Origin of the sequence: Gramella sp. AN32, from assembly GCF_023718305.1 — a bacterium.
Classification (GTDB): domain Bacteria; phylum Bacteroidota; class Bacteroidia; order Flavobacteriales; family Flavobacteriaceae; genus Christiangramia; species Christiangramia antarctica.
Window position 1 is genome coordinate 1 of the sequence record NZ_QEYO01000017.1, and the last position, 13,345, is coordinate 13,345.

Consider the following 13,345-nt stretch of genomic DNA (forward strand, 5'->3'; position numbering starts at 1 on the left):
AAGCCCGTTAGCGCCGATGGTACTGCACCTCGTGGGAGAGTAGGTCGCCGCCTTCTTTTTATAATCAAAACCCCTTCAGTCTAACTCAAGGGGTTTTTTTATGCCGTGAAATGAAGGGTGATCTATCGATAATTAGTTACCTAGATATCTTTCAGAGAAATTCTATTTGCTGAAAACGGGAAATAAAAAAAGCAGCCGATTAGCTGCTTTTTTTATTCAAATTTAGTATTCTAAGCTGAGGGAAGATCTCCTCGTCCTTTAGTGGGTAATTTAGAAGTCCCGCAGAGAAACTTATCTACATGAAAGGCAGCTTCCCTTCCTTCAGAAATCGCCCAAACAATCAACGACTGTCCTCTACGCATATCACCGGCTGTAAAAATGTTTTTTACATTCGTACGGTAATTAAAAGTTTCGGCCTTAATATTACTGCGATGATCTGTCTCCACACCCAATTTTTCACTTAAAGTCTTTTCAGGACCTGTGAAACCCAAAGAAAGTAAAGCCATGTCGCATGGCCAATCTTTTTCTGTACCTGGGATTTCATTCAATTTGGGACGTTGACCTTTAGTATACTCCCAATTAACTTCCGCGGTTCTTAAACCAGTTAAATTTCCATTTTCATCCTTTAGAAATTCTTTGGTAGTAATACTCCAATTTCTTTTTACACCTTCTTCGTGCGATGAAGTGGTTTTCAGTGTAAATGGCCAAAATGGCCATGGATTTTCATTAGTCCTATTTTCAGAAGGCATAGGTAAGATCTCAAAATTTGTAACCGATTTTGCTCCGTGTCGATTAGATGTTCCTACACAATCAGATCCTGTATCTCCTCCACCTATAACGATAATATCTTTTCCTTCTGCGCTTAAATCAGCAGTAAGTTCTTTAAGCCCGTCTACAACTTCATTGTTATTCTTTAAAAATTCCATAGCCGGCATAACTCCTTTTGCTTCAGCTCCAGGTATAGGTAGCATCCTACTTGCTGTTGCGCCACCACAAAGGACAACGGCGTCAAAATCTTTTAATTTTTCAACTTCATAATTAACCCCAACTTCGGTATTTGTTTTAAATATAATTCCCTCTGCTTCCATAATTTCAATACGGCGATCGATAATATATTTTTCCATTTTGAAATCTGGAATACCATAACGAAGCAATCCGCCAACTTTAGCCGCCCTTTCAAAAACGGTGACTTCATGACCTGCTCGATTGAGTTGTTGCGCAGCCGCAAGTCCTGCAGGCCCCGAACCTACTACAGCAACTTTTTTACCAGTCCTGTTTTCAGGTGGCTCCGGTTTAATCCAGCCTTCTTTAAATCCTCTTTCAACAATATATTTTTCAATGGTTTCAATAGCTACAGGACTTTCAATAATCCCCAAAACACAGGCAGATTCGCAGGGTGCGGGACATAATCTTCCCGTAAATTCCGGAAAGTTATTGGTGGCATGTAAAATTTTTAAGGCTTTTTGCCAGTCGTTCTTATAAACGGCATGGTTAAAATCCGGAATTAAATTGCCTAAGGGACAGCCACTGTGACAAAATGGAATTCCGCAATCCATACATCTTCCACCTTGCTTGTTTAACTCTTCAGTTGGAAGTTCCTTATGAAATTCATTATAATTTTTCTTTCTTTCTTCAACTTCGATCGTGCTTTCATCTACACGATCATATTCCATAAATCCTCTTAATTTCCCCATGCTTATGCAGTTTTTAATTCTACCTGTTCGTTTTTCTTTCTTTCCTCTTCCATTTTCTGAAGTGCCTTTTTATACTCAATTGGCATTATCTTAATAAACTGACCTCCTTTTTTAGACCAGTTTTCTAAAATTTCTTTGGCCACATCGCTTTGGGTATACTTATAATGATTTTTTATAAGTTGCTGAAGTTCTTCCAGATTTTCCTCGGTAGGTTGTTCCAGTTCGATCATTTCCATATTAAAATTATGATGGTCCAGATTATTTTCAGGATTATAGATATAGGCAATCCCGCCGCTCATACCTGCCGCAAAGTTTCTGCCAATCTCTCCTAAAATCACGGCGATACCACCAGTCATATACTCACAGCCATGATCCCCAATTCCTTCAATAACAGCCTTTGCTCCGGAATTTCTAACGCAAAAACGTTCACCTCCAATACCATTTATATAAGCTTCACCATTGGTCGCCCCGTATAAGGCAACATTTCCAATAATGATATTTTCATTCGATTTAAATGTAGCAGCTTTTGGTTTTTTTACGGAAAGTATCGCCCCAGAAAGTCCTTTTCCGAGGTAATCGTTAGAATTTCCTTCAATATTTAAAGTCAAGCCTTTGGTTGCAAAGGCTCCGAAACTTTGTCCGGCAGATCCTTTAAAATCAATAGTTAAAGTGTCATCTGGCAAGCCATTGGCACCGTGAATTTTTGAAATTTCGTTGCTTATAATTGCACCGGTTGTCCTATCTGTGTTACTAATAGGGAATTCCAGCTTCATGGGTTCTTTTCTATAGATCGCGGGATGCGCTTTACTAAGAATTTTGAAATCGAGCACTCCTTCAAGGTTATGCAATTGCTTTTCAGTATTAGAAAGAGGTACCTGATTTTCTAAGGTAGGCTTATGTAAAATTGCGGAAAAATCTAATCCGCGAGCTTTAAAGTGCGTAATAGCGCGGTTCATATCAAGTTTCTGACTTTGCCCCACCATTTCATCTATCTTCCTGTAACCAAGCTGTGCCATAATTTCCCTTAGTTCCTGGGCCACGAAGTACATGAAATTGATCACGTTTTCCGGAGTGCCTTTAAAATTTTTCCTGAGTTCAGGATCTTGGGTGGCAATTCCCACCGGACATGTATTTAAATGGCAGGCACGCATCATGATACAGCCTGTAGCAACCAAGGGCGCGGTTGAAAAACCAAATTCTTCAGCTCCCAATAAACAGGCTATAGCGACGTCGCGTCCGGTCTTTAACTGGCCATCACATTCCACCACAATCCTGCTTCGTAAGTTGTTCATTAATAAAGTCTGCTGGACTTCAGCAATTCCCAATTCCCAGGGAAGGCCTGCGTGCCTTAGAGAAGTTAATGGAGAAGCTCCAGTTCCTCCATCATATCCTGAAATGAGAACAACATCAGCTTTCGCTTTTGCAACTCCTGCAGCAATTGTTCCGACACCAACTTTAGACACCAACTTCACATTAATTCGTGCTTCTCTATTAGCGTTCTTAAGATCAAAGATCAACTGGGCTAAATCTTCAATAGAATAAATATCGTGATGTGGAGGAGGAGAGATAAGCCCAACATAAGGTGTGGAATTCCTGGTTCTCGCGATATCAGGATTTACCTTTGCCCCCGGTAATTGTCCGCCTTCTCCTGGCTTGGCACCCTGAGCCATTTTGATTTGAATCTCTTTGGCATTGGTTAAATAATCAATAGAAACCCCAAATCTTCCTGAAGCCACCTGTTTAATTGCTGAATTTCTCCAGTTGCCATCAATATCTTTTTGAAAACGGCCTGAGTCTTCACCACCTTCTCCCGAGTTGCTTTTACCTTTAATACGGTTCATCGCAACGGCAAGGTTTTCATGAGCTTCCTTGCTGATGGAACCAAATGACATGGCTCCCGTTTTAAACCGTTTTACAATTTCTGTCCAAGGTTCAACCTCTTCCAGAGGAATTGGATTCAAATCTTTGTATTTGAACATTCCGCGAATCGTCATTAAATTCTCGGTTTGTTCATTAATAATATTGGAATATTCTTTATAGGTTTCGTAACTATTCTGTTTAACAGATTGCTGAAGTTTGGCTATGCTGGCAGGATTGAACATATGCCGTTCGCCATTTCTTCGCCAGCGATAATCACCGCCCATTTCTAATTCCAAATCGGTATTGGTTTCTGGGGGGTTAAAAGCGTGATCATATCTATTTTGAACTTCTTTCTCAATTTCATACAATCCAATTCCTTCAATTCTGGTAGGAGTATTCGTAAAATATTTATTCACGAATTTTTTATTCAGACCTAAAATTTCAAAAATTTGGGCTCCACGATACGAATGCAATGTGGAAATACCAATCTTGTTCATGATCTTCACGATCCCTTTGCCTATAGCCACATTAAAGTTTTCAACGGCGGCTTCAGCACTTTCTACTTCAATTTCATTTTCTTCAGCTAAGTTGAAAATTATTTCATTGACCATATAAGGATTGATCGCACTTGCACCATAACCAAATAAGGCAGCAAAATGATGCGGTTCCCTAGGTTCCGCAGATTCTATCACAATCCCAAAAGAAGATCTTCTCTTAAAGTCCTTTACCCGGTGATGCACATAGGAACATGCAAGTAAACTTGGAATAGGAGCTTTTTCTGTATTTGTATTTCTGTCTGATAATAAGATCACATTACATCCATCATCTACGGCATCGTTAATTTCAAAAATGATCTCTTCGAGACGATCTTCCAGGCCATTCATACCTTTAGCTACATCATATAGAATAGGAATAGACTTCGTTTTAAAGCCAGGAACGTCGATATATTTTATCTTATCAAGGTCTTCATTGGAAATAACCGGGTTCTGAATTTTCAGTTTTCGGCATTGCTCCGGGACAATGTCAAAAATATTGATGTCTTCGCCAATCGCTAAGCTGATATCTGTAACAATTTCCTCCCGGATTCCATCCAACGGGGGGTTGGTAACCTGGGCAAAGAGTTGTTTGAAATAATTGAACAATAACTGAGGTTTATCTGATAAAACCGCCAGTGGAATATCGATACCCATAGAACCAATCGCCTCTTTTGCCTGAGTGGCCATAGGAGTTATAATCGTTGAAATATCCTCGTGTGTATAGCCAAATAACTTTAAGCGCGTTTTAAAATCGGTTTTTTCGACCGGGGTTTGATTGCCGGTATATTTAACTTTCGCTAATGGAAGTAAATTTTCATTCAACCATTCCCTATAAGGTAAGCGGTTAACCACACTATCTTTAACTTCTTTGTCTTCAATAATTCGGCCTTCATTCATGTCTACCAAAAACATTCTTCCGGGTTCAAGCCGCCCATGTTTTAGAACATTTTCAGGTTTGATCTCCAGAACACCCGTTTCCGAAGACATAATTACGTAACCATCTTTAGTAACAGTGTAACGCGAAGGTCTTAGGCCATTTCGATCCAGAAGTGCTCCAATATAATTACCATCGGTAAAAGGTATGGAGGCCGGGCCATCCCAGGGCTCCATGATACAGGAGTTGTATTCGTAAAACGCTTTTTTCTCATCGCTCATAGATGGGTGTTTCTCCCAGGCTTCCGGAACCATCATCATAATGGCCTCTGGTAAAGAACGCCCTGTTTGAAGTAATAATTCCAGCACCATATCCATCGATGCGGAATCTGATTTTCCTTGGAGCGTAATTGGTAATAATTTCTTTAGATCATCGCCAAACTTGTCGCTTTTAAAAAGTTCTTCCCTGGCCCTCATTCGGCTTAAATTGCCCCGCAACGTATTAATTTCGCCATTGTGGCACATATACCTAAAAGGCTGAGCCAGATCCCAGGTTGGAAATGTATTTGTGGAAAAACGCTGGTGAACCAGTGCTAAACGCGTGATCACTTCAGGATCGTTAAGATCTTTGTAATATTCGTTGATGTCCTGAGGCATCAATAGGCCCTTATATATTATGGTATTTGTCGATAAGCTGGCAAAATAGAAGAATTCGCTTTGTGATAATTCAGAATTGATCACTTTATGTTCGGCAGCTTTTCTTGCGGTGTATAATTTCGCATTGAAGGTTTCCGCATTCATTTCGTCGGGTTTCGCTACAAAAACCTGTTCCACATATGGCTCGGTTTGAGAGGCCATTTTCCCCAGGCATGAATGATTTACGGGAACTTTTCTCCACCCCAATAATGTAAGTTCCTGTGCAGCTACCTCCTTATTGAAAATTTCTTTACAAAGCTCACGCTGATTGTCGTTTTTTGGCAAAAATGTCATTCCTACCGCATAATCCCTATATTCCGGTAATTCAAATGAACAAACTTTCGTGAAGAATTGATGCGGGATTTCGATAAGGATACCTGCACCATCACCCGTTTTCCCATCAGCACTTACAGCACCGCGATGTTCCAGGCGAATTAAGATTTCAAGAGCCTTGTGAATTATCTCGTTAGAACGCTCTCCTTTTAGATTACAAATAAATCCTGCACCACAATTATCATGTTCAAATTCGGGAGAATATAGTCCCTGTTCCTTTAATTTCATAGTCGTTCGTTATTCTATATTCTCATAAAAATAAAGAAAACAAATCTAACTTCTAAAGGATTAAATTCCTTTAATTCAAGTTTTTAGGAGTTCTTAAAAAAAGTAAAAAATTTTGCTGAATTCTTATTTTATTGAAGTTATAATAAGAATTATGTATTGAAATTTTTGGGATTTTTGATTCCAAAAAAGAAAAAGCAACCATATTGGACTGCTTTTAATTAAGGTTATAGTTTTTTTAGTCTTTTAAAAGACTTCTTGAAATAACAATTTTTTGAATTTCTGAAGTTCCCTCGTAGATCTGAGTAATTTTCGCATCACGCATCAATCTTTCTACATGGTATTCTTTTACATAGCCATTTCCTCCATGAACCTGAACTGCTTCTATTGAAACATCCATCGCTGTTTTTGAAGCATATAATTTTGCCATTGCCCCAGAAAGGTCATAATTAAAATTATTATCCTTATCCCAAGCAGCTTTCATCACCATATGCCTAGAAGCTTCAATAGAAACATACATATCAGCTAGTTTGAAAGCGATAGCCTGATGGTTGCAAATTTCAGTTCCAAAAGCTTTACGTTGTTTAGAATAATCCCGGGCAAGTTCAAATGCTCCTGACGCGATTCCCAGGGCCTGGGCAGCAATTCCAATCCTTCCCCCCGCGAGGGTTTTCATGGCAAACTTAAAACCAAAACCATCTTCTCCAATCCTATTTTCCTTAGGTACTTTTACGTCATTAAAATTTAAGGAATGTGTATCACTTCCCCTGATGCCTAATTTTTGCTCTTTAGGGCCAATTTCAAAACCTTCGGAATCTTTTTCAACTATAAAAGCGTTGATGCCTTTATGTTTTTTCTCTTTATCGGTTTGTGCGATGACGATATAATAATCAGCAGAACTACCATTCGTAATCCAATTTTTAGTTCCATTGAGTACGTAATGATCGCCTTTGTCCATCGCCGTGGTCCTTTGAGAAGTGGCATCACTTCCTGCTTCAGGTTCAGAAAGGCAAAATGCACCCAATTTTTCTCCTGTGGTGAGTTGTGACAAATATTTCTTTTTTTGATCTTCGGAACCAAATGTATCCAAGCCCCAGCAAACCAATGAATTGTTAACTGACATGACTACAGAAGCAGAAGCATCGATCTTGGAAATTTCTTCCATCGCCAGTACATAGGAAATAGTGTCCATCCCGCCACCGCCATATTCCGGAGAGGCCATCATTCCAAGAAAACCCAACTCACCCATTTTTCTGATCTGCACAGCGGGAAACTCCTGTTTCTCATCTCTTTCGATAACCCCTGGTAAAAGTTCGGTGTTAGCGAAATCGCGAGCCGCATCACGAATCATCATATGTTCTTCTGTAAGTTTAAAATCCATTATTCAAAAAAGTTTGTGAAAATCTAAATTAAGAAGGCCAAAGATAGCTTTTTGATACTTATTTTTCAATTGATATTGAGTAATTTTACGAATATGGAAAAACAGGAATATTCAATTATTGGGGTAATGTCTGGTACGAGTCTCGATGGAATTGATCTCGTACATTGCACAATTTCAGCCGGTGAAAATTGGGATTTTAAACTACATGCTTCAGAAACTGTAGCTTACCCAAAAGAATGGCAGGAGAAACTCTCCCAGGCTGTAAATTTTCAGAAAGAGGATTTAAAAAGTCTGAATTTAGAATATACCGAATTTCTGGCCGGTGTAATCAATACTTTTATTACTCGTAATAGTATCGAAAATGTTGATGCGGTGTCCAGTCATGGCCATACGGTTAAACATGAACCGGATAAAGGATTTACACTCCAAATTGGAAATCTGGAGAAACTAGCTGCTCTTATTGATCAAACCCTGGTATGTGACTTTAGGGTTCAGGATGTGGCAATGGGAGGCGAAGGTGCGCCTTTAGTGCCTGTTGGTGACGCCCTGTTTTTTAATGGTTATAAATATTGCCTGAATTTAGGAGGTTTTGCCAATATATCCACGGAAGTAAATTCTGAAAGGGTTGCCTATGATATTTCCCCTGTAAATACGGTTTTAAATTACTTTAGTCAGAAGGAAGGGAAAGCCTATGACGAAAATGGAAATATGGCGCGGGATGGAGATATGAATCAGGAATTATTGGAAAAATTAAATGCGCTTGATTTTTACCATAAACAACCACCAAAATCATTGGGAATTGAATGGGTGAACCAAAAAGTAATTCCGCTTATCGAATCATTTGATCTGGAAACCCCAAGCATTCTTAAAACATTCTGTCTTCACATTGCTTTTCAAATTTCAGAAAGCCTGGATAATCAGCCGTCTTCAAAAGTCTTAATTACCGGCGGCGGAGCCTTTAATGATTTTCTTATCGAGACCCTGGAACAGCAGTCGAACTGCTCTTTTACTATTCCGGAGAGGGAAATTGTAGAATTTAAAGAGGCACTGATTTTTGCCCTTTTAGGAGTCCTTAAATTAAGGGGGGAAGTGAATGTATTAAAATCGGTTACCGGAGCTGAAAAAGATCATTCTTCCGGTATGGTTTTTAAGCCTTCTAAAAAATGATGCGATTCACATTCCTGCCTGCTTAGTTTTTTATATTTGCCACAAAATACTCCAAGAATGAAAGAATTACTCAAAGTATATGAAAATAAAGAGCCTGAAATAGTATTTAACTGGAAAGATTCAGAAACTGATGCAGAAGGCTGGACGGTTATAAACTCCCTTCGTGGCGGTGCTGCCGGTGGCGGAACCCGAATGCGAAAAGGGCTGGATCAAAACGAAGTTCTTTCCCTGGCTAAAACGATGGAGGTGAAATTTACCGTTTCCGGACCTGCGATTGGAGGGGCAAAATCCGGAATTAATTTCGATCCAACAGATCCTAGGAAAAAAGGAGTTCTGGAGCGCTGGTATAAAGCGGTGAGCCCGTTATTGAAAAGTTATTACGGTACCGGTGGGGATTTAAACGTTGATGAAATAAATGAAGTAATTCCTATTACTGAAGATTGCGGGGTTTGGCACCCTCAGGAAGGTGTTTTTAACGGCCACTTTAAACCCACCGAAGCTGATAAAATTAACCGAATTGGTCAACTGCGCCAGGGCGTTATCAAAGTTTTGGAAAACACGAATTTTTCCCCAGATGTATCTAGAAAATATACCGTTGCCGATATGATCACCGGCTACGGTGTGGCTGAAGCGGTGAAACATTACTACGAAATTTACGGAGGGACTGCTGCAGGAAAAAGGGCGATCGTTCAGGGATTTGGAAATGTAGGTTCTGCCGCTGCCTATTATCTTTCCCAAATGGGAGTGAAAATCGTTGGTATTATTGACCGGAAAGGAGGGCTAATAAATGAAAATGGTTTTAGTTTCGAAGAGATTAAAGATATGTTCCTGAACAAGGATGGTAATGCCCTGCTTAATAAAGGCCTCCTTCCTTTTGAGGAAGTGAATGATAAAATATGGAGCCTGGAAGCTGAAATTTTCGCTCCATGTGCCTCTTCCAGATTAATTTCCAAAGATCAAATCACTAAATTGATTGATACCAAACTGGAGGTGATCTCATGTGGCGCCAATGTTCCTTTTGCTGATACAGAAATTTTCTTTGGCCCAATTATGGAATATACCGATGAACGGGTAAGCCTTATTCCAGATTTTATTTCAAACTGCGGGATGGCACGGGTTTTCGCTTATTTTATGGAAAGAAGGGTGCAAATGACCGATGAAGCGATTTTCAACGATACCTCAATGACCATTCGAAATGCCATTCAAAATACTTTTGAAAATAACAGCAGCAAAACTAACATTAGTAAAAGTGCTTTTGAAGTTGCTTTAAAACAACTTGTTTAAAAGTTTGTGCAAATGTTATTCAGAAGATGTTCAAACAGGCATTTGGAATATTGTAAATTTGATTTACAATTAAAATCAACTTAGCACGTTACATTAACAAACCTAATCAAACATATGCTATACTTTTTACAGCAGGACGGCCTGGCCGATGCTGCAATCCAATCTGAACCTATAGTAGAGGAAAAAACAATTTCTCTTTGGGATTTAATGTTTAGTGGTGGTCTTGGTGGGACCATAATTATTGTGATACTTCTTATCCTGCTATTTATAGCCCTGTATATTTATTTTGAAAGACTTTTTGCGGTGAAAGCTGCGAGTAAAGTGGATAAAAATTTTATGCTTCAAATTAAAGACAGCGTACTAAATGGAAATATGGAATCTGCAAAGATACGATGCGCACAAAGTGATTCTCCGGTTGCCCGTTTAACCGAAAAGGGTATTTCAAGAATTGGGAGTCCGCTGGAAGATATCAACACAGCCATAGAAAATGCCGGTAGACTGGAAGTATATAAACTGGAAAAGAACGTAAGTATTCTGGCCACGATTGCCGGTGCTGCACCCATGATAGGTTTCCTTGGAACTGTAATTGGTATGGTGCTTGCTTTTCATGAGTTGGCGACAAGTAGCGGCCAGGCCCAAATGGGAGCTTTGGCTGAAGGAATTTACACGGCGATGACCACTACTGTTGCAGGTTTGATCGTTGGTATTATTGCTTATATTGGATACAATCATATTGTGGTAAAGACTGATAAAGTGATACATCAGATGGAAGCCACTGCGGTTGATTTCCTTGACCTGTTAAACGAGCCTGCTTAATATGAATTTAAGAGGAAGAAATAAAGTAAGTCCGGAATTCAGTATGAGTTCGATGACAGATGTGGTTTTCCTTCTGCTTATCTTTTTCATGCTTACTTCTCCGGCAATTACTCCTGAAGCTTTGGATCTTATCCTTCCAAAGGCAAAAGGAAAAACGACCAATAAGCAAACTTTATCGGTGAGTATCACCAAGGATCTTCAAATGTATATAAACAGTGAGCGCATAAGTAACAGCGCACTGGAAGGAGAATTGAAGACCCGTTTGACAGGAGAGGAAGATCCAACGATTATCCTTCGAGTTGAAGAAGGTGTGCCTATTGAAAAAGCCGTTACCGTAATGGATATTGCGAATAGAAATAGTTATAAAATAGTATTGGCGGTGAAACCCGAATAAAAATGGCAATTTTCGAAACAAAACATGAAAAGAAGTCTTTTACCATTACCGTGGTGATCTATACGGTATTGATCCTTCTTTTGATATTTTTCGGATTGACCTATTTAGATCCGCCACCAGAAAGTGGAATTGCTATTAATTTTGGTACTTCTGAAGTGGGTTCCGGTGATGTTCAACCCAAAGAACCGGTAAGATCTTCTCCTAAAAAAGTGGCTGCAACCCCGGTTAAATCTGAACCCGTTATTGAGAAAGAAGTAGTAACTCAGGAGGCGGAGGAAGCTCCGGTCATCGAAAAAAAGAAAAAACCAACACCTGTTGAAACCAAACAGCCCGAACCAAAAAAAACTCCGGAACCGGTAAAGAAACCTGAACCAAAACCCGATAAATCTACCAATGATGCTTTAAGTAGTATCCTAAACGGACCTGAAAGATCCGGAACTGCCAATGGCGGTGAAGGAAATGATACTCAGGCGGGAGATAAAGGTAGCCCGGATGGAGATCCCAATGCCAGTTCATATTACGGACAGGGTGCTGGCCTGGACGGTGACGGTAATTATAGGCTTGGTGGAAGGTCTGCTCTGAATAAAGCCAAGATCCCGCAGGATTGTAATGAATCTGGGATCGTGGTGGTGAAAATTGAAGTAGATCAGCAGGGAAGAGTGGTTAATGCAACCCCCGGAATGAAAGGAACTACCAATAATTCTGCCTGTTTAACAGATCCCGCAAAAAGAGCTGCTTTGGCAACGCGATTTAATTCAGATTCCAATGCACCTTCCAGGCAGGTAGGAACCATTATCTATAACTTTAAACTCAGCGAGTAATTGAAAAATTATTCTAAAACTGTTGAGTGGATGTTTCAGCAGTTGCCTATGTATCAACGCGTGGGTGCTTCGGCTTACAAAAAAGACCTTTCCAATACGCTTAAATTAGCTGCACATCTCCAAAATCCTCATAAAAATTTTAAAACGATTCATGTAGCAGGCACGAACGGAAAGGGTTCAGTGAGCCACATGCTGGCTTCAGTGTTACAGGAAGCCGGATACAAGACGGGATTATATACTTCCCCGCATTTAAAAGATTTTAGAGAGCGTATCCGGATAAATGGAAAGATGATTTCTGAAGATCATGTTGTTGAATTTATTCAGAATAATGAATCCTTCCTGAAAAACAATCAGCTAAGTTTTTTTGAAATGACCGTGGGCATGGCCTTTTGGTATTTTGATTTAGCTGAAGTTGATATTGCGGTTATTGAAGTAGGTTTAGGCGGAAGGCTTGACTCCACCAATATCATCACCCCTGAAGTTTCTATAATCACCAATATAGGGATGGATCATACAGCTCAATTAGGAAATACACTGGCGGAAATTGCCGGAGAAAAGGCAGGCATCATCAAGAAGTCTACGCCCGTAATCATTGGAAAAAAGCAATTGGAAACCACAAAGGTATTCAAAAGGATAGCTTCGGAAAAAGCAGCGAAAATTATCTTTGCTGAAGATATGGAGCCTCCAGGATTAGGTTCAGATTTAAAAGGAGCATATCAAAAAGAAAATATAGCGACAGTTTTAGCTGCAATTTCAGAATTAAATAAATTAGGTTGGAATATTTCCGCTGAAAGCATTCAGAGTGGAATTTCAAAGGTTAAAGATAATACCGGCCTTAGAGGCCGTTGGGAGATTTTACAGGAAAAACCTCTTGTAATTTGTGATACGGCGCATAATGCTGATGGTCTAAAAATTACCATGAAGCAGTTGATTGATTTGAATAAGGAAACTATTCATTTTGTTATTGGGGTTGTGAATGATAAGAACCTGGAGGAGATTTTTCCCATTTTACCGAAAAAAGCCATCTATTATGTTTCAAAACCAGAGGTTCCAAGAGGATTGGATGCAGGAATTTTAAGCCAGAGAATGTTGAAATTTGGTTTTGAGGTAGAAGCATTTAATTCGTTATCAAATGCTTATCAAACTGCACTCAAAAGGGCTTCGGAAAGCGATGTTATCTATGTTGGGGGCAGTACTTTTACGGTAGCAGAAATAATTTAATTTTTCCTGAAATTCCTTTGTGCAATTCAAAATCTAGTCTATAT

At 39.5% G+C, this 13,345-nt stretch carries 9 protein-coding genes; 6 read left to right on the forward strand and 3 right to left on the reverse strand.

From position 1 onward, the window contains the following. Nucleotides 1-230 precede the first annotated feature (230 nt). The 3 genes from DHD80_RS15650 to DHD80_RS15660 form a co-directional block, all read right to left on the reverse strand. A complete protein-coding gene (locus DHD80_RS15650; protein ID WP_251742404.1) occupies nucleotides 231-1,694 on the reverse strand; it encodes a glutamate synthase subunit beta in 1,464 nt (487 codons plus the stop codon). 2 nt (nucleotides 1,695-1,696) lie between these two features. Then, nucleotides 1,697-6,220 carry a glutamate synthase large subunit gene (gene gltB, locus DHD80_RS15655; protein WP_251742405.1) on the reverse strand — a complete coding sequence of 1,508 codons (4,524 nt, stop codon included), beginning with the start codon at nucleotides 6,218-6,220 and terminating at the stop codon, nucleotides 1,697-1,699. Between the two features lie 235 nt (nucleotides 6,221-6,455). Next, entirely contained in the window at nucleotides 6,456-7,598 is a 1,143-nt protein-coding gene (locus tag DHD80_RS15660) for an acyl-CoA dehydrogenase (protein ID WP_251742406.1), read from the reverse strand. 93 nt (nucleotides 7,599-7,691) lie between these two features. On the opposite strand from DHD80_RS15660, the gene DHD80_RS15665 reads away from it, so the two are divergent. The 6 genes from DHD80_RS15665 to DHD80_RS15690 all read left to right on the forward strand — a co-directional run bounded on the left by DHD80_RS15665 (nucleotide 7,692) and on the right by DHD80_RS15690 (nucleotide 13,301). Then, nucleotides 7,692-8,765, forward strand: coding sequence for an anhydro-N-acetylmuramic acid kinase (locus DHD80_RS15665; protein ID WP_251742407.1), 1,074 nt, complete (start codon nucleotides 7,692-7,694; stop codon nucleotides 8,763-8,765). Nucleotides 8,766-8,822: 57 nt separating this feature from the next. After that, on the forward strand, nucleotides 8,823-10,049 hold the full coding sequence (locus DHD80_RS15670) for a Glu/Leu/Phe/Val dehydrogenase dimerization domain-containing protein (protein WP_251742408.1): 1,227 nt from the start codon (nucleotides 8,823-8,825) through the stop codon (nucleotides 10,047-10,049). A gap of 114 nt (nucleotides 10,050-10,163) precedes the next feature. Next, nucleotides 10,164-10,865, forward strand: coding sequence for a MotA/TolQ/ExbB proton channel family protein (locus tag DHD80_RS15675; protein ID WP_251742409.1), 702 nt, complete (start codon nucleotides 10,164-10,166; stop codon nucleotides 10,863-10,865). Between the two features lies 1 nt (nucleotide 10,866). Further along, complete coding sequence (locus DHD80_RS15680; RefSeq protein WP_251742410.1) at nucleotides 10,867-11,259, forward strand: biopolymer transporter ExbD; 393 nt, start codon at nucleotides 10,867-10,869, stop codon at nucleotides 11,257-11,259. A gap of 2 nt (nucleotides 11,260-11,261) precedes the next feature. Then, nucleotides 11,262-12,080, forward strand: a complete 819-nt coding sequence (locus tag DHD80_RS15685; RefSeq protein WP_251742411.1) for an energy transducer TonB — start codon at nucleotides 11,262-11,264, stop codon at nucleotides 12,078-12,080. Continuing rightward, nucleotides 12,081-13,301, forward strand: coding sequence for a folylpolyglutamate synthase/dihydrofolate synthase family protein (locus DHD80_RS15690; protein WP_251742412.1), 1,221 nt, complete (start codon nucleotides 12,081-12,083; stop codon nucleotides 13,299-13,301). It abuts the gene before it with no gap. The last annotated feature ends 44 nt before the right edge of the window (nucleotides 13,302-13,345 follow it).